Below are 17102 nucleotides of genomic sequence, written 5' to 3'. Positions count from 1 at the left end.
GCCGAACCCGTACGCGCAGCCGGCTCCGCAGCAGCCGCCCGCGCCCGCCCAGGCTCCTGCCCAGGCGCCGGGCCAGGGTCCGGCGGCCGCGCCCGCCGCCGCCCCGGCGCCCGAGGCGCCCGCGCCGCAGGCCTCCGCCCCCGTCTCCGACCCGACCCAGTCCGAGGACGCCCGATGAGCACGCCCCAGACCCCGCCGTCGCCGGCCGCGCCCGGCATGCCGCCGTACTCCGGTTACACCTCGCCGATCCCCGTCGTGCGCACCCACCTCGGGCACGCCATCGCCTCGGAGTGGACGAAGATCAAGTCGGTGCGCTCCACGATGTGGACGCTCGGGGTGTTCGTCGCGCTCGTCGTCGGCATCGGCCTGCTGACCGGAACCGTGGTGGGCAGCTCGGCCTCCGAGAGCGACCTCGGCTCGGAGAGCGCGCTGGCCCTCGGCTTCTTCGGGCTGCTGCTCGGCAGCATGTGCGTCATCACGCTCGGCGTGCTGACCACGGCGTCCGAGTACGGCACGGGCATGATCCGCACCACGATGACGGCCTGCCCCTCGCGCGGGCGGGTGCTGACGGCGAAGGCGATCGTCTTCTTCGCGGTCGCGTTCACCGTGACGCTGCTCTCGTCCTCCCTGGTGGCCGTCGCCCAGGTCGGCATGGTGGACGCCCGGGACCCCTCGGGCGGCGAGTGGCTGAAGGCCACGGTCGGCGTCTCGCTCTACATCGCGCTGCTCGGCCTGCTGTCGCTGGTCGTCGGCTCGATCATCCGGCACTCCGCGGGCGCCATCACCATCATGATCGGCGCGGTGCTCGCCCCGCTGGTGGTCGCGCTGTTCATGTTCTCCTCGTCGCTGGAGGACGTGCGCACCTTCCTGTTCGAGTACTCGATCCCGAACCAGCTCAGCGTCTTCTACGCCAACTCCCTCAGCGACTCCGGCCCGACGGGCTGGGACCCGCTGTGGATCATGCTGGGCGTCACCGCCGTCGCCTTCGCCGGTGCCTACGCGCTGCTGGAGCGGCGCGACGTCTAGCGACGACTGCCGTCAGAACCTCGGCGCGTTACGGGACCGCTGCACCCGCGTGGTGCGGCGGTCCCGTGCGTTCCAGCACGACTTGTGCCAGTGGCGGCGGTCGTCGACGCCCGCGTACTGCGGCCAGACGACGACGTGCGGGACGCCGTCGGGGATCAGCTGGTCGCAGCCGGGGCAGCGGTAGCTCTTGCCCTGCGCGCTCGCGCCCGCGACATGGCGCACGCTCCACTCCTCGCCGGCCCAGTCCTCGCTGGACTGCCAGCCGCCGTAGCGGCCCGGCCGGTCGTCCTCGGCGCCCCGGCCGGAGGAGACGGCATTCTTCGGGCCCTTGGGTCGGTTGCGACGCGGGGACACGGAACACCTCACGGAGCTATACAGGGAGCGGGTCCTGTCCAGCCTACGCGTCCGTGACAGGGGTATGCGGAACCCGGGGGAACCCCCACAAGTCCCCCGCCCGGGCGGGCATTCTGCAGACAATCGGCAAATTCGGCCGCGAGGCCGTGTCCTCGGCACGTGTCAGACGGTTATGCCGGGTGGGGGAGCTCCGTGTCGGAGCCAAGGAAGCAGGAAGAGCGATGCGCGTAGGAAGTTTCGTGTTGGCGGCCCAGTTCCCGGGTCAGGGCCAAGGAGAGGCGCTGCACCGCGCGGTCCGCTCGGCGGAGGTCTCCGAGGAAGCGGGGCTCGACTCGGTCTGGCTGGCCGAGCACCACTTCGTGCCGTACGGCACCTGTCCGTCGGCCATCACCCTCGCCGCGTTACTGCTCGGCCGCACCCGGCGCATCCGGGTCGGCACGGCGGTCAGCGTGCTGCCCACCACGCACCCCGTGGCGCTCGGCGAGCAGGCGGCGCTGCTCCATGTGACGAGCGGCGGACGGCTGTCGCTGGGCGTGGGCCGGGGCGGTCCGTGGGTGGACCTCGAGGTGTTCGGCGCGGGCCTGGAGGCGTACGAGAAGGGCTTTCCGGAATCACTCGATCTGCTGGTGCGCTGGCTGCGCGAACCGCGCGTCGAGGCCGCCGGGGAGCGCTATGCCTTCCGTGAGGTGCCGGTCGTGCCGCGGCCCTCGGAGTCCCTGACCGAGACCGACGGCCCGGAGGTGCTGGTCGCCTGCACCTCCCCCGCCAGTGTCCGGACGGCGGCCGAGCGCGGGCTGCCGATGCTGCTCGGCATGCATGTCGGGGACGAGGAGAAGGCCGAGATGGTCGGCCTGTGGCGCCGCCTCGCCCGAGCCGCCGGCCGGCCCGCGGAGCAGCTCGCCGATCCGGGCCATGTGTCGGCCGGCGTCTGCCAGATCGCCGACCGGCGGGTCGACGCGGCCGAGACCCTGACCAAGGCGATGCCAGGCTGGCTGAAACAGGGTCTGGACGCGCATGTGACGGTGGACGGCCGGGAGCGCCGGATGCGCGATCCGCTGGCCTACACCGAACTGCTCTGCGGGCTGCACCCGGTGGGCACCCCGCGGCTGTGCGCCGACCGGCTCGCGGCGACCAGCGAGCGGACCGGCATCTCCCGCTTCGCCCTGCTGGTCGAGGGCTCGGGAGACCTGGCGGCGACGGAGGAGAACGTACGGCGGCTGGGCGGCGAGGTGCTGCCGCAGCTGCGGTGAGCGGCGGCCGGAGCGGGGCGACCGGGCCGGGAGGGCCGGAAGCGACGGGGGCGACGGGGGCGACGGGCAGCGCGGGACGACCGGCGGTGCGCCGAGACGGGTGGTGCGGGGAGCTTGCCGCCCCGGTAGAGATCGCACCTCCCGTGGACGAGAGCGGCAAGCCGGTGCCTCGCTGCGTCAGCAGTCCCGAAGCTCCGGGGACTGGTTGAGCAACTGACCGCGCACCGAGGTGAAGCGGGCCAGCGTCTCGTCCGCCGAACCGTCCAGCGGGAAGACGGCCACCCGGTGGCAGTTCTGGAAGGCCAGGCGCACCCCGAAGTGCCGCTGCAGCGCACCGCGGATGGCGTCACTCGCGAGCGCGCGCAGGAGCTGACCACGTGCCTGCTCGTCCGGCGGGGGCGTCTGGTTGTCGGCGAACTGGCCGCCGTCCACCTTCAGCTGGGCCACCAGGGAGCTGATCATCTCCCACGCGTAGGGCAGGGAGGTCCGGACGCAGTCGACGAAGTCAGCTTCGTCGACCTCGCCTCGCTCGGCCTGTTCGAGTAGGGCCGGTGAGACGTCGAGCGACATGGGTACTCCTCTCGCACCCCCGACCAGCAGGGGTTGCCGGACAGATGAGGGAGCTCGCGAACACCGGACACCCGGACACCCTGTGTACACGCGCCGCGACCTCCCGTTCCCTACGGTAGGCAACAGACCGTGACGGCACCAGGAGAATGGGGATACAGGCGGACCCCGGTGAGCACACAATCGGCCACGACCGAACACGAGTGTTCTGGATAAACAGGACGCGAATCGCGTGCGCCCCTGGGTGTCGAGTAGCGTTGCCGACCATGCGTCTCGTCATTGCCCGATGCTCGGTCGACTACGCCGGCCGGCTCACCGCCCATCTCCCCTCGGCACCCCGTCTGATCCTGGTGAAGGCGGACGGCAGCGTCTCCATCCACGCGGACGACCGGGCGTACAAGCCCCTCAACTGGATGTCGCCGCCCTGCACCCTGAAGGAGGGCAGCGGCGAGGACGAGGGCGTGTGGACCGTCACCAACAAAGCGGGCGAGAAGCTGATCATCACCATGGAGGAGGTCCTCCACGACTCGACGCACGAACTCGGCGTCGACCCCGGCCTGATCAAGGACGGCGTGGAAGCACACCTCCAGGAACTGCTCGCCGACCGCATCGAGACGCTCGGCGAGGGCTACACCCTGATCCGCCGCGAGTACATGACCGCCATCGGCCCCGTCGACATCCTCTGCCGGGACGCGGAGGGCCAGACCGTCGCGGTGGAGATCAAGCGGCGCGGCGAGATCGACGGCGTGGAGCAACTGACCCGCTATCTGGAGCTGTTGAACCGCGATCCCCATCTGGCGCCGGTGCGCGGCATCTTCGCCGCGCAGGAGATCAAGCCGCAGGCCCGCGTCCTCGCCACGGACCGCGGCATCGGCTGCCACGTGCTGGACTACGACGCGCTGCGCGGCATCGAGGACGACAAGCTGCGGCTGTTCTGAGCGTCACCGTCGTGGCGAGCGTGACTGCCATGGCAGGCAAAGGCCGGGTCCCGGAGAAGGGACCCGGCCTCTTTCGTGCCGTCCCAGGCCTCAGATGACCGACTCGGCGCTGCTGGGCGTGCCCGCGTCGCTGCTCTGCGGGGCACCGGCGGAGCTGGTCGTCTCGGCCGGGGCGCTCGCGGAGTTGGAGGTGGACGGGGGGTCCGTGGGCGTGCTGGTCGGCGACTCCGTCGGAGTCGTCGGGGTGGTGGTCGGCGTCTGCGTGGCGGTCGGCGACGGCGGCCTGGACGGCGATGTCGGCCGGTTGGACGGTGACGTCGGCGGCTTCGAGGCCGACTCGCTCGGCGAGCCGGATGGGTCCTCGGGGTCCCGCGTGCCGCTCGGGTCGTCCGACGGCTCCCCCGACTGCGAACCGGTCGCCGCGTCCGTCGGGGTCGGGTCGTCGGAGGTACCCAGGGTGCCGTCGGGGCCCGGGTCGGTCGGGCGGCTGGTCGCGCTGCCGGTGTCCGGGGCGCCGTCGCCGTCGCGGTCCGCCTCGTCCGCGCCCAGGCTGTCGTCGCCGGCGCCCTGGCTGGCCGACGGGTTGACGCCGACCTGGCCGGAGGGGCTGTCGGCGTCGTTGTTCGAGGTGGCGCCGAGCGTGACGACCGTGCCGAGCACCGCCACGAGCAGCGCGCCCGCACCGGCCGCGACCAGGTTGCGCCGGGCGAGGCCGCGCAGACCACCGCGGGCCTTGCGGGGCGTCGTACCGCCCGCCGCGGTGCCGTGGGTGACGAGCGTGTCGGCGGGGCGGGGCAGCTTCGGGAACGGCATCGGGGCCGCCGGGGCCCCGCCGGACGGGGAGGCGGACTCCTCGTGCCGGGCGGCGGGTACCTCGTGCCGGGCGCCGGGCACCTCGTCGCCGGCTCCGGCGCCGAACACCGGGGCCGCGCTCACCGAGCCGACGCCGGGGGTGTTGCCCGAGCGGTCGTCGACGAGCGCCAGGGCGCGGCGGCCGGCGACGGTGCCGCGCTTGTCGGCGAGGGCGCCGCGCAGGCCGATGGAGGCCTCCAGTTCGGCGCGGGCCCGGTCGAGGCGGCCCTCCAACAGCGCGAGGATGCCGAGTTCGTGGTGGAAGTAGGCCTGCTCGGCGACCTCTCCGGCGAGCCGGGAGGCCTTCGCGCCGGCGCGCAGGCTGCGCTCCCAGGCGCTCCAGTGCAGGCCCGCGGCGAAGGCGGGGGCCGCGGTGCGGGCCAGCCGCACGGCGGGGCTCTCCTCGTCCTCGCCGGGCGGGGTGGTGACCGGCACGACGACGTCGAGCGCGGCGAGCAGGGCGTCCGACTCGGCGCAGACCCGCTCGGGGGTGACCGAGGGGTGCCCGGCCCACCAGGCGTAGTGCCGGGCGGCGGCGAGGGCGGCGTCCTGGACGTGGTCGGCGTATCCGGCGGCCTCCAGCTGGGTGCGCACGCCGGCGGCGAGCCGGTAGCGGCCGCCGACCGGGGTGACCAGGGCGCAGCCGAGGAGTTCGCCGAGGGCGGCGTCGGCGTGGGTGTCGCCGACGAGCGCGGGCAGATGCGCCTGGTGCGGGACCTCGCCGCCGAGGGCGACGGCGAACCGCAGGGTGGCGCGCGCCGACTCGCTCAGCCGGGAGGCGAGCAGGGCGGCGGGCGCGGCGCCCTCGGCGAGGGACGGCAGGGGTATCTCGTCGCGGGCGTCGGCGTCGAAGGGGGCGTCGGCGGGGGGCTCCTGGAAGACGCCGAACTCGTCGAAGGCGTCGGCGCCGTTGCGCAGCCGGTCGCGCTGCCGGAGCAGGGCGCCGGCCTGGACGAAGCGCAGCGGCAGGCCCTCGGACTCGAACCACAGGTCGCCGGCCCAGTTGGCCTCGTCCTCGGTGAGGGTGCGGCCGACGGCGTGACGCAGGAGTTCCAGGCCGCCGGCGCGGTCGAGGCCGCCGAGGAAGACCTCTTCGAGGGCGGAGTCGGCGGACGGCGCGGGTACGTCGGGGGTGGCGCTGATGAGGAAGGCGCACTCGGGGGTGGCGTCCAGCAGCTCGTCGAGGGCGGCGCCGCCGAACTCGATGTCGTCGAGGACGACGACGGCGCCGATCTGCCGGACGGCTTCGAGCAGTTCGTCCCGTTCCGGCCGGTGCAGGGGCGCGCTGTGGACGGCGTGGAAGAGGTCGTGGAGCAGTTCGCCGGCGGTGCGGTGGAAGCCGCTGAGGCGGATCACGCCGTCGGGGGCGAGGTCCGCGCAGTCCTCGGCGACGGTGTCGAGGAGGCGGCTGCGGCCGGAGCCGCCGGGGCCGGTGAGGCGGACCGAGCGGCCGCGGGCGAGGAGGCGGACGAGGCGTTCGCGTTCCTCCTGGCGGCCGAGCAGGGGCGGCTCGGGCAGGGCGGGTCCGGGCGGCGCCGGCGGGCGGGCGGCGCGCGCGGCCTCGGCGCGTTCGGCCGCGGTCAGCTTGGCGGGCCGGCCGGGGCGCTCGGCCGGCGGGCAGAGTTCGATCTCGCTGCCGTCGACGGGGTTGACGGTGAGCAGGAAGTCGCCGGAGACGAGCTGGACCGTGCGGGCGAGTGCCGGCGCGTGCTGGCCGAAGTCCGGTGCGAGGGGATCCCTGGGCGGGCGCTGGCGCGGCGCGTGGCCGTCGTCATGGCCGTGGCCCTCGGGTCCCCGGGTGGTCGGGTCCATAGGTTCAAGCCCCCCAAAAGCGTCGAGTGCGTCCAGCCCCTCCCGGCCGTGTCGCACACCGCGCTGTCGCTTCTGGTCCGGGCCCGCTCGAGGGTGGTTCTGGACAGCGGGCGACCGAACCCTAAACCGTTGCTCAGTATCCAGGACAGCCCGGGGTACCGCGCCGTCCGAGACGTCACACTCTCATGAGGATTGGGCGCGACGTGCGGTTCCGGACCGGAACGTCCGGCTCCGAAACCGTACCCGGACCGGTGTGCCCGAGGGGACTCGTGCCGGTGTGTCCCCGGGCACTCGTACCGGTGTTCCCGCGTCGGCCGCCCCCATGCCTGCGCCTCACACGCGCGGCAGGGACTCCACGCCGATGCCGCCCTCGATGGCCAGGATGCGGTGCAGCCGGGTGGCCACCAGCAGGCGCTGCATCTGCGGCGGTACGCCGCGCAGCACCAGCCGGCGGCCGCAGCGGCCCGCCCGCCGGTGGGCGCCCATGATGACGCCGAGCCCGGTGGCGTCCCAGGAGTCCAGCGCGGACAGGTCGAGGACGAAATCGCCGGCTCCGCCGTCGACGGCCGAGTGCAAAGCCGCACGGGCGTCCGCCGCGGTGCGGACGTCGAGGCGGCCCTCGACGACCACCTCGGCGTGGTCGCCCCTGATGTGCATATGCGCTCCCCGTGCGTTCGGTGATGTGCTCCATGACATGACGGTGGCCGTGCAACGTCGAACATGGCCGGTGGCTTGCACCGTCTGACTGCTTCGGTGGCGGTGCGGTTGCTGCTTGTAAGCGAACCGATACCGAATTCACCCCTAGGTGTGATGCTCCTGGGGCGGGTGCCGTCTCAGTGCTTGTAGAAGCCCTGCCCGCTCTTGCGCCCGATGTCACCGGCGTCAACCATCCGGCGCATCAGCTCCGGCGGGGCGAACTTCTCGTCCTGGGTCTCGGTGTAGATGTTGCCGGTGGCGTGCAGCAGGATGTCGACGCCGGTGAGGTCCGCGGTGGCGAGCGGGCCCATGGCGTGGCCGAAGCCCAGCTTGCAGGCGAGGTCGATGTCCTCGGCGCTGGCGACGCCCGACTCGTAGAGCTTGGTGGCCTCGACGACGAGGGCCGAGATGAGCCGGGTGGTGACGAAGCCGGCCACGTCGCGGTTGACGACGATGCAGGTCTTGCCGACGGACTCGGCGAACTCCCGCGCGGTGGCGAGGGTCTCGTCGCTGGTCTTGTGGCCGCGCACCAGCTCGCACAGCTGCATCATCGGCACCGGAGAGAAGAAGTGGGTGCCGACGACGCGTTCGGGCCGCTCCGTGACGGCGGCGATCTTGGTGATCGGGATGGCGGAGGTGTTGGAGGCGAGGATCGCCTCGTCCTTCACCAGCTTGTCGAGGGCACGGAAGATCTCGTGCTTGACCTCGAGCTTCTCGAAGACGGCCTCGACGACGACGTCTGCGTCGGCGGCGGCGTCCAGGTCGGTGGTGGCGGTGATCCGGCCGAGGGCGGCCTCGGCGGCGTCCGCCTCCAGCTTGCCCTTGGCGACGAACTTGTCGTACGAGGCCTTGATGCCGTCGGTGCCGCGCCTGAGCGCCTCGTCGGTGACGTCGCGCAGAACGACGTCCCAGCCCGCCTGGGCGGAGACCTGGGCGATGCCGGATCCCATGAGACCGGCCCCGATGACGGCGAGCTTCCGTGCCACTGTGCGACTCCCCTGATACGCGCTGTCCTTGTTCCTCTCGGGCGGACACTAGCGCTCGTGACGGGCTGTGTGACCGGTAAGTAACGCGCGTCACGTCTCAGATGACGGACATCACACCGGCAGGGGTCACGCGGCGCCTCGTACGGCGTAGTTGAGCACCTTCTCGCTCAACAGCCCCTCCATCTCGTCGAGCAGCAGCAGCACCTCGCGTGACACCTCGGCGGGTCTGCCGCCGGCCATCATGCGGCGCCCGATCTCGGCCATCACGGTCTGGTGCAGCCAGTTGACCTGACCGGCGATGAGGGTGGGCATGGGGTCGTCGTCGGCGGCTCCGGTCTCCTCGCGCAGGGTGCGCTCCAGGTTGTCGACGACCTCCTGGCCGATCGCCCAGAGCCGGGAGCGCAGGGCGGGCGAGTCATGAATCACCGTCATGAACCGGGCATAGCCGTCCATGAGTCCCATCTTGGGCGAGACCGCCTCGACCTCCTCGCGCAGTTCGCGCAGGACGGCCCGGGCGGCGGACTCCCCGTCGCCCCGGCCGCGCACCCACCGCGAGAGCCGGTCCACGACGCCCTTGGAGCGGTCGAGGAAGAGGTCTTCCTTGGCCGGGAAGTAGTTGTAGACGGTGTTGACGGAGACGTTCGCGGCGTCGGCGATCTCCGCGACCGTGACGGCGTCGAAGCCCCGTTCGATGAACAGGCCCGTGGCGACATCGGAGATGTACTGCCGGGTCTGCCGCTTCTTGCGCTCCCTGAGTCCCTCGGCCATGCCCGCATGCTACCGGCCTCACTTGGTACCGCTGAAAACTTGGGGTCATTGCAAAATGTCAGCGCCTCTGTTTTTCTGGGGCCATGGACATCATCAGCGCGGCCGGCCTGGCCCGCACCTTCCCGGCGAAACACGGCCCCGTGCACGCCGTGCGCGGCATCGACCTCACCGTCCGGCAGGGCGAGATCCTCGGCTTCCTCGGCCCGAACGGGGCGGGCAAGACCACCACCCTGCGGATGCTGACCACCCTGCTGAAGCCGACCGGCGGCACGGCCACCGTCGCGGGCCACGACCTGGCGACCGATCCCGAAGGAGTGCGCCGGGCGTGCGGATACGTCGCCCAGTCGGGCGGGGTCGACGGACAGCTCCCGGTGCGCGAGGAGCTGGTCACCCAGGGGCGCCTGTACCGGCTGACCCGGACCCGGGCCCGGGAGCGCGCGGAGGAACTGGCGCACGAGCTCGACCTCGTCGGCCTGCTGGACCGCAAGGCCGCCGCCCTCTCCGGCGGTCAGCGCCGCCGCCTGGACATCGCGATGGCACTGACCCACCGCCCCCGGGTGCTCTTCCTCGACGAGCCGACCACCGGCCTCGACCCCGGCAGCCGCGCCGCCCTGTGGGACCTGGTGCGCCGGCTGCGCGACGAGCACGGCACGACCGTCTTCCTGACCACCCACTACCTCGACGAGGCCGACGCCCTCTCCGACCGCCTGGTGATCGTGGACCGGGGCGTGGTGGTGGCCGAGGGCACGCCGAGCGCCCTGAAGCTGCGGTACGGCGGCTCGCTCGACGCCACCCTCCAGGACACCTTCCTCGCCGTCACCGGCCGCCCCGCCGCCCCGGCCGGCACCGCCCCCGTCGCCGTCTAGGAGCCCCCGGATGCTGTTCCACGACACCGCGCTGATCTTCGGGCGGTACGCCCGCCAGACCCTGCGCTCCCCCTTCGCCCTGTTCTTCGGCGTGCTGATGCCGCTGCTCTACCTGCTCTTCTACGGTCCGCTGCTGACCGGTCTGCCGCTCGGCGGGGACGGCGGCTCCTGGCAGGTGCTGGTCCCCGGACTGCTGCTCCAACTCGGCCTGTTCGGCGCGCTCTTCGCCGGCTTCATGATCATCGTGGAGAACGGCCAGGGCGTCGTCGAGCGGATGCGCGTCACCCCGGTCAGCCGGTTCGCGCTGCTGCTGGGCCGGGTGCTGCGGGACACCGCCGTCTTCCTGTTCCAGGCGGTGCTGCTGGTGCTGGCCGCCCTGCTCATGGGTCTGCGGGCCCCGCTCGCCGGGGTGCTGATCGGCTTCGCCTTCGTCGCCCTGCTGTCCGTGTCGCTCGCCTCGCTGTCGTACGCGCTGGGCATGAAGGTGCGCAGCCCGCAGGAGTTCGGGCCGCTGGTCAACGCCGTCAGCATGCCCTCGATGCTGCTGTCCGGCGTGATGCTGCCGATCAGCCTCGGACCGGCCTGGCTGGACGTGCTGTCGCACTGCGTGCCGTTCCGCTATCTCGTGGACGCGATGCGCGACGCCTACGCCGGGCAGTACGCGACCGCGCACATGCTGTACGGCGTGCTGGTGGCCGTCGCCATGACCGCGCTCTCCGTGACGGTGGGCACACGGGTCTTCCGTACCGAGGGGGCGTAGGCGTCACTACGCTGGCCGCATGGTCAACCTGACACGCATCTACACCCGGACCGGCGACCAGGGCACCACCGCCCTCGGCGACATGAGCCGGGTCGCCAAGACCGACCTGCGGATCGCGGCGTACGCCGACGCGAACGAGGCCAACGCGGTGATCGGCACGGCGCTCGCGCTGGGGAACCTGGAGGAGGAGATCGCCAAGGTCCTCACCCGCGTGCAGAACGACCTGTTCGACGTGGGCGCGGACCTGTCGACGCCGGTCGTGGAGAACCCGGCGTACCCGCCGCTGCGGGTCGAGCAGTTCTACATCGACCGGCTGGAGGCGGACTGCGACCGCTTCAACGAGCGGCTGGAGAAGCTGCGCTCCTTCATCCTCCCCGGCGGCACCCCGGGCGCGGCCCTCCTCCACCAGGCCTGCACGGTCGTCCGCCGGGCGGAGCGCTCGACCTGGGCCGCGCTGGAGGTGCACGGCGAGACGATGAACCCGCTGACCGCGACCTACCTCAACCGTCTGTCCGACCTGCTGTTCATCCTCGCCCGCACGGCCAACAAGGACGTCGGGGACGTGCTGTGGGTGCCCGGCGGCGAGCGCTAGCCCCCCTCCCGCCGGACCGGGCGAGCGGCTCCCGTGGCGCCTCGCGCGTCAGCGGATCCGCTCCTTGGTGAGCGCCTGCCCGCTCTCCTCCCCCGCCCCGGCGGGAGCCTTCTTCGGCCAGACGAAGTAGGCCAGCGCGACCAGCCCGTGGATGCCGGCGGCGCGCAGCGCGGCCCACTGGAAGGAGCGCAGGGACGAGATGTCGCCGTCGTCGCCGACGTACCAGACGGCGCCCTGGAGCAGTCCGCAGGCGACGGCCGCGGCGAGCAGCGTACGCAGCCACAGCCCGGCCTCGTGGCGGGCGCGGGGCAGGCCGTAGCGGGGGGCGCCGGTCGGTTTCGGCGCCCCGCCCAGGCGGTGCGCGGCGTGACCGTCCAGCCAGCGGATGGTGTAGTGGCCGTAGGCCACCGTGTAGCCGATGTACAGCGCCGCCAGCCCGTGTTCCCAGCCCGGTTCGGCGCCGTTCTTCAGGTCGATGGCCGTCGCCGCGAACAGCACCAGCTCCAGGACCGGCTCGCACAGCAGCAGCACCACGCTGGTGCGGCGCCACTTCAGCAGGTAGCGGACGGCGAGGGCGAGCGCGAGCAGCACCCAGAAGCCGACCTCACAGGCGATGATCAACGCGACGATCACGACGTGCTCCCTTCGGTCACCCTTCCAGGCTCCCGGCGAAAGCGGCGCCGTTCGTCGTCGGCGGTGACGAACTCGCGGTACATCGAAAGATGCAGTCGGGGACCCTTCCCGGGGATCACGCGAGCACGGCCGGGGCCGTGTTGGATGGGACCATGGCCGCCGCGCGACTCCCCCGCCCGCACCGCTTCGACGCGTACGTCGCGCTCGCCGGGCTGCTCGGCGGGGTGCTGCTGTGGAGCTTCGGTCTGGCCACCCGCCCGAAGGGCGAGCCGATCGTGCTCTTCCCGGGCGCCTGGCCGATCCTGGTGCCGCTGGCGGTGATGGCCTGCTGCGAGCTGATGCGGCGGGCCGCCCCGCGTGTCGCGCTCCCGGTCGCCACGGCCGCGCTGGTCGCCGACACCGTCACCCAGGGCAACCTGTTCACGCTGGTGATGTTCACGGACGTGATGTACGCGGCGGTGCTGTACGGCACTCCCGCGGCGGCCCGCCGTATCCCCTGGATCACCGGACTGCTGTCGGTGGCGGCGACGGTCGTGCCGTTCGCGGTGTGGCGGGTGCCGGAGGCGCTGCTGATCGGTGTGGCCGTCGGCATCGTGTCGTTCGCGCCCGCCTCGACCGGGCTGATCGTCCGCAACCACCGGGACGCCGCCGAGGCCGCCCGGCTGCGCGCCGAACAGACCGCCCTGCTCGCCGAGATGGACCGCGTCCAGGCCGTGGGCGCCGAGCGCGCCCGGATGGCGCGCGAGCTGCACGACATGGTCGCCAACCACCTGTCGGCGATCGCCATCCACTCCACCGCCGCGCTCTCCCTCGACGACCCGGCCACCACCCGGCAGGCCCTCGGGGTCATCCGGGAGAACAGCGTCGCGGGGCTGGCCGAGATGCGCCGGCTGATCGGCATCCTGCGGGACGCGGGCGCCGGGACCGAGCCGTCCGCCGCGCCCACCCTGGACGGTCTCGGCGCGCTGGTCGACACGGCCCGCGCCAATGGTCTGGACGTCATCCTGGACGCCGCGTACGACCGGGTGCCCACGCCGGTGGAGCTGGCCGCCTACCGGATCGTGCAGGAGAGCCTGACGAACGCCCTCAAACACGCCGCGCCCGGTCCCGTCACCGTGCGGCTCGCGCAGCGCGACGGCTCGCTGACCCTCACGGTCACCAGCCGGTACGGCGACCGGGACGCGCCCCGCGCACCCGGCTCGGGAGCCGGTCTGATCGGTATGCGGGAACGCGCCACGCTGCTGCACGGCACGCTGGAGGCCGGACCCGAGGACACCCCGGACGGCCGGGTCTGGGCCGTCCGCGCGACCCTGCCGGCCACCGAAGGAGACACCCCGTGACCCCGACCGCAGAAGGAGCCCCCGCATGATCCGCGTCCTCGTCGCCGAGGACCAGTCCGCCGTCCGCGCCGGGCTGGTGCTCATCCTGGGCAGCGCCCCCGACATCGAGGTGGTCGGCGAGGCGGCGGACGGCGAGCGGGCGGTGGCGCTGGCCCGGGAGCTGCGGCCCGACCTGGTGCTGATGGACGTGCAGATGCCGCGCCTGGACGGGGTGTCGGCGACCCGCCAGGTGGTGGCCGAGCAGCTGGCCGACGTGCTGGTGCTGACCACCTTCGACCTCGACGAGTACGTCTTCGGGGCGCTGCGCGCGGGCGCGGCCGGGTTCCTGCTGAAGAACACCGACGCGAAGGACCTGCTGGCGGCGGTGCGGACGGTGGCGCGCGGGGAGGGGCTGATCGCGCCGGCGGTGACCCGGCGGCTCATCGCCGAGTTCGCGGCCGGGCCGGCCCGCGAGCCGAAGGCCGATCCGGCGGTGCTGGAGCAGCTGACCCGGCGGGAGCGCGAGGTGCTGTCGTGTCTGGGCGAGGGGCTGTCGAACGCGGAGATCGCGGGGCGGCTCGACATGGCGGAGGCGACGGTGAAGACGCACGTCAGCCGGTTGCTGGGGAAGCTGGAGCTGCGCAGCCGGGTGCAAGCGGCCGTACTGGCGCAGGAGTTGGGGATCTGACCGGGGCGACCGGCGAGCGGCCTGGGTAGTGGTCCAGACCTATTGACCTATGGTCCAGACCTTTCTATTCTCGCCGCACCGTGGGCGTGAAGGCTCAGTCACGCCTGCCCCCGACATCCCCACAAAGGAGGCGCAGCATGCGCTTCAGACACAGAGCAGCGGCGGGGTTCGCGACCCTCCTGCTCCCCTTCGCCGGACTGGCCGGGCTCTCCAGCCCCGCCCAGGCCGCCGCGGAGGCCACCTCGGCCACCGCCACCTACGTCAAGTCCTCTGACTGGGGCTCCGGCTTCGAGGGCAAGTGGACGGTGAAGAACACCGGCACCACGACCATCAGCTCCTGGACCGTCGAGTGGGACTTCCCCTCCGGCACCTCCGTCACCTCCGGCTGGGACGCCGACATCACGTCCTCCGGCAACCACTGGACCGCCAAGAACAAGGCCTGGAACGGCACCCTCACCCCCGGCGCCTCCGTCACCTTCGGCTTCAACGGCACCGGCACCGGATCGCCCGCCAACTGCAAGCTGAACGGCGGCAGCTGTGACGGCGGCCCGAGCGTCCCCGGCGACAACCCGCCGAGCGCCCCCGGCACCCCGACCGCCTCCGACATCACCGACACCTCGGTGAAGCTGACCTGGAAGGCGGCCACCGACGACAAGGGCGTCAAGAACTACGACGTGCTGCGCGGCGGCACGAAGGTCGCCACCGTCACCGGCACGGCCTACACGGACACCGGACTCACCGCCGGCACCGACTACTCGTACACCGTCCAGGCCCGCGACACCGCCGACCAGACCGGCCCGGTCAGCGGCGCCGTCGCGGTGCGCACCACCGGCGGCTCCACCGACCCCGGCCCGCAGCCCGGCACCAAGGTCAACCTCGGCTACTTCACCGAGTGGGGCGTCTACGGCCGCAACTACCACGTCAAGAACCTGGTGACCTCCGGCTCGGCCTCGAAGATCACCCACATCAACTACGCGTTCGGCAACGTCAAGAACGGCCAGTGCGTCCTCGACGACGCCTACGCCGCCACCGACAAGGCCTACACCGCCGACCAGTCCGTCAGCGGCGTCGCCGACACCTGGAACCAGCCGCTGCGCGGCAACTTCAACCAGCTGCGCCAGCTGAAGGCCAAGTACCCGCACATCAAGGTGCTGTGGTCGTTCGGCGGCTGGACCTACTCCGGCGGCTTCGGCCAGGCCGCGCAGAACGCCGCCGCCTTCGCCAAGTCCTGCAAGGCCGTGGTCGAGGACCCGCGCTGGGCCGACGTCTTCGACGGCATCGACATCGACTGGGAGTACCCGAACGCCTGCGGTCTGACCTGCGACACCTCGGGCCCGGCGGCCTTCAAGAACCTGTCCCAGGCCCTGCGCGCCGAGTTCGGTCCCAACTACCTGATCACCGCCGCCATCACCGCGGACGGCTCGGACGGCGGCAAGATCGACGCGGCCGACTACGGCGGCGCCGCGCAGTACCTCGACTGGTACAACGTGATGACGTACGACTACTTCGGCGCCTGGGACAAGACCGGCCCCACCGCCCCGCACTCCCCGCTCACCTCGTACCCCGGCATCCCGAAGGCCGGCTTCAACTCGGCCGACGCGATCGCCAAGCTGAAGGCCAAGGGCGTCCCCGCGTCCAAGCTGCTGCTCGGCATCGGCTTCTACGGCCGCGGCTGGACCGGCGTCACCCAGTCCGCCCCCGGCGGCACCGCCACCGGCGCGGCCACCGGCACCTACGAGGCGGGCATCGAGGACTACAAGGTGCTCAAGACCGCCTGCCCGGCCACCGGCACCATCGCCGGCACCGCCTACGCGCACTGCGGCACCAACTGGTGGTCCTACGACACCCCCGCCACCATCGGCACCAAGATGACCTGGGCCAAGAACCAGGGCCTCGGCGGCGCCTTCTTCTGGGAGTTCAGCGGCGACACCAGCAACGGTGAGCTGGTCTCCGCGATCAGCAACGGCCTGAAGTAGTCAGCAGGCCGTGACCAGAAAGCCGTAAACAGAACTACGCGACATTGACGCGCTGACCGGGCGGGGCTGCCTCAAGCCACGCGAGAAAACCGGTCAGCGCGTCTTCGCTCATGGCCAGCTCCAGCCGCGTCCCCCGGTGCGTACACGCCAGCACCACCGCGTCGGACAGCAGCGCCAGCTCCTCCTCGCCCTCGGGCAGCCGGCGGCCCAGCACCTCGATCGCCGAGCGCTCCAGCACCCGGCGCGGCCGGACGGCGTAGGAGAAGACCCGGAACCACTCGACGCGGTCGCCGTTGTAGCGGGCCACACCATAGGCCCAGCCCTTGCCGCCGGCGTCGCCCTGCTCGGGGGCGTCCCAGCGCAGGGAGCAGTCGAAGGTACCGCCGGATCGCTGGATGAGCCTGCGGCGCAGTCCGAAGACGAACAGCCCCAGCACCACCACGGCGACGACGATTCCGCACACAGTCAGAGCGAGGACCATCGGCACCGACCTCCTCGTCTCCTAGGTAACGGAACGGAAAAAACCTCTATATCTGCCTCAGCCGCGGCCGGCTCCGGATTGCTCCGGTGCCGACCGCGGCTGAGTGACGTCACTACTCGGCGCTCCCCCAGAGCCTAGACGGCCCGGGAGCGACCCTCGGGGTCAGCGCGCCGCCGCCGCACGGAGTCGGACGTCCGCGCGGCGCTGGGCGGCTTCGTCGCCCTCCGCCTTCGCGCGCTCCAGCTCCTGCTGGGCACGCTGGACGTCGATCTCGTCCGACAGCTCGGCGACCTCGGCCAGCAGGGACAGCTTGTTGTCCGCGAACGAGATGAAACCGCCGTGCACCGCGGCGACGACCGTTCCACCATCACTCGTACGGATGGTCACCGGGCCCGACTCCAGCACACCGAGCAGCGGCTGGTGACCGGGCATGACGCCGATGTCGCCGGACGTGGTGCGCGCGACGACCAGGGTGGCCTCGCCGGACCAGACCTCTCGGTCGGCCGCGACCAGCGCGACGTGCAGCTCAGCAGCCAAG

Annotated in this window: 18 protein-coding genes; 9 read left to right on the top strand and 9 right to left on the bottom strand. The window is 72.3% G+C overall.

What is annotated here, in order from left to right; all coding sequences use genetic code 11:
• Nucleotides 1-174 precede the first annotated feature (174 nt).
• Nucleotides 175-1026, top strand: a complete 852-nt coding sequence (locus tag AB0K92_RS24500) for an ABC transporter permease subunit (RefSeq protein WP_365926119.1) — start codon at nt 175-177, stop codon at nt 1024-1026.
• Between the two features lie 12 nt (nt 1027-1038).
• On the opposite strand, the gene AB0K92_RS24495 is transcribed toward AB0K92_RS24500, so the two are convergent.
• On the bottom strand, nt 1039-1380 hold the full coding sequence (locus AB0K92_RS24495) for an ATP/GTP-binding protein (RefSeq protein ID WP_365926117.1): 342 nt from the start codon (nt 1378-1380) through the stop codon (nt 1039-1041).
• Nucleotides 1381-1601: 221 nt separating this feature from the next.
• On the opposite strand from AB0K92_RS24495, the gene AB0K92_RS24490 reads away from it, so the two are divergent.
• Entirely contained in the window at nt 1602-2630 is a 1029-nt protein-coding gene (locus AB0K92_RS24490) for an LLM class flavin-dependent oxidoreductase (RefSeq protein WP_365926115.1), read from the top strand.
• Nucleotides 2631-2807: 177 nt separating this feature from the next.
• Here AB0K92_RS24490 and AB0K92_RS24485 read toward each other — a convergent pair whose 3' ends face one another.
• On the bottom strand, nt 2808-3200 hold the full coding sequence (locus AB0K92_RS24485; RefSeq protein ID WP_365926113.1) for an SCO5389 family protein: 393 nt from the start codon (nt 3198-3200) through the stop codon (nt 2808-2810).
• A 263-nt stretch (nt 3201-3463) separates the two neighbouring features.
• Between AB0K92_RS24485 and nucS the strand changes: the two genes are divergently transcribed.
• Complete coding sequence (nucS, locus tag AB0K92_RS24480) at nt 3464-4135, top strand: endonuclease NucS (protein ID WP_365758131.1); 672 nt, start codon at nt 3464-3466, stop codon at nt 4133-4135.
• 90 nt (nt 4136-4225) lie between these two features.
• Here nucS and AB0K92_RS24475 read toward each other — a convergent pair whose 3' ends face one another.
• From AB0K92_RS24475 to AB0K92_RS24460, 4 genes are all read right to left on the bottom strand, one after another.
• Nucleotides 4226-6799, bottom strand: a complete 2574-nt coding sequence (locus tag AB0K92_RS24475; protein ID WP_365926111.1) for an ATP-binding protein — start codon at nt 6797-6799, stop codon at nt 4226-4228.
• Nucleotides 6800-7132: 333 nt separating this feature from the next.
• The gene (locus AB0K92_RS24470) at nt 7133-7456 is read right to left on the bottom strand and encodes an STAS domain-containing protein (protein WP_166002323.1); all 324 of its coding nucleotides are present in this window, start codon (nt 7454-7456) and stop codon (nt 7133-7135) included.
• 176 nt (nt 7457-7632) lie between these two features.
• A complete protein-coding gene (locus AB0K92_RS24465) occupies nt 7633-8481 on the bottom strand; it encodes a 3-hydroxyacyl-CoA dehydrogenase family protein (RefSeq protein ID WP_166002322.1) in 849 nt (282 codons plus the stop codon).
• Between the two features lie 126 nt (nt 8482-8607).
• A complete protein-coding gene (locus tag AB0K92_RS24460; RefSeq protein ID WP_365926108.1) occupies nt 8608-9249 on the bottom strand; it encodes a helix-turn-helix domain-containing protein in 642 nt (213 codons plus the stop codon).
• An 83-nt stretch (nt 9250-9332) separates the two neighbouring features.
• On the opposite strand from AB0K92_RS24460, the gene AB0K92_RS24455 reads away from it, so the two are divergent.
• Genes AB0K92_RS24455 through AB0K92_RS24445 form a run of 3 tightly spaced genes read left to right on the top strand, consistent with a single transcriptional unit; the run spans nt 9333 to nt 11467 of the window.
• Nucleotides 9333-10115, top strand: a complete 783-nt coding sequence (locus tag AB0K92_RS24455; RefSeq protein WP_365926106.1) for an ATP-binding cassette domain-containing protein — start codon at nt 9333-9335, stop codon at nt 10113-10115.
• A 10-nt stretch (nt 10116-10125) separates the two neighbouring features.
• On the top strand, nt 10126-10875 hold the full coding sequence (locus AB0K92_RS24450) for an ABC transporter permease (protein ID WP_365926104.1): 750 nt from the start codon (nt 10126-10128) through the stop codon (nt 10873-10875).
• A gap of 19 nt (nt 10876-10894) precedes the next feature.
• Nucleotides 10895-11467, top strand: a complete 573-nt coding sequence (locus tag AB0K92_RS24445) for a cob(I)yrinic acid a,c-diamide adenosyltransferase (RefSeq protein WP_166002318.1) — start codon at nt 10895-10897, stop codon at nt 11465-11467.
• Nucleotides 11468-11515: 48 nt separating this feature from the next.
• Here AB0K92_RS24445 and AB0K92_RS24440 read toward each other — a convergent pair whose 3' ends face one another.
• Nucleotides 11516-12100, bottom strand: a complete 585-nt coding sequence (locus AB0K92_RS24440; protein ID WP_365926102.1) for a hypothetical protein — start codon at nt 12098-12100, stop codon at nt 11516-11518.
• Between the two features lie 152 nt (nt 12101-12252).
• Between AB0K92_RS24440 and AB0K92_RS24435 the strand changes: the two genes are divergently transcribed.
• The 3 genes from AB0K92_RS24435 (at nt 12253) to AB0K92_RS24425 (ending at nt 16083) form a co-directional block, all read left to right on the top strand.
• Complete coding sequence (locus tag AB0K92_RS24435; protein WP_365926100.1) at nt 12253-13440, top strand: histidine kinase; 1188 nt, start codon at nt 12253-12255, stop codon at nt 13438-13440.
• Between the two features lie 25 nt (nt 13441-13465).
• Nucleotides 13466-14107, top strand: coding sequence for a response regulator transcription factor (locus tag AB0K92_RS24430; protein WP_365926098.1), 642 nt, complete (start codon nt 13466-13468; stop codon nt 14105-14107).
• 137 nt (nt 14108-14244) lie between these two features.
• On the top strand, nt 14245-16083 hold the full coding sequence (locus tag AB0K92_RS24425; protein WP_365926096.1) for a glycoside hydrolase family 18 chitinase: 1839 nt from the start codon (nt 14245-14247) through the stop codon (nt 16081-16083).
• Nucleotides 16084-16117: 34 nt separating this feature from the next.
• On the opposite strand, the gene AB0K92_RS24420 is transcribed toward AB0K92_RS24425, so the two are convergent.
• Complete coding sequence (locus AB0K92_RS24420) at nt 16118-16564, bottom strand: DUF2550 domain-containing protein (protein WP_166002313.1); 447 nt, start codon at nt 16562-16564, stop codon at nt 16118-16120.
• Nucleotides 16565-16726: 162 nt separating this feature from the next.
• The gene (locus tag AB0K92_RS24415) at nt 16727-17101 is read right to left on the bottom strand and encodes a F0F1 ATP synthase subunit epsilon (RefSeq protein ID WP_166002312.1); all 375 of its coding nucleotides are present in this window, start codon (nt 17099-17101) and stop codon (nt 16727-16729) included.
• Between the last annotated feature and the right edge of the window lies 1 nt (nt 17102).

Source organism: Streptomyces sp. NPDC052687 (assembly GCF_040678395.1).
Classification (GTDB): Bacteria; Actinomycetota; Actinomycetes; order Streptomycetales; family Streptomycetaceae; genus Streptomyces.
The sequence above is the reverse complement of the archived record's forward strand: the minus strand, read 5'-3'. Positions and strand labels throughout refer to the sequence as shown.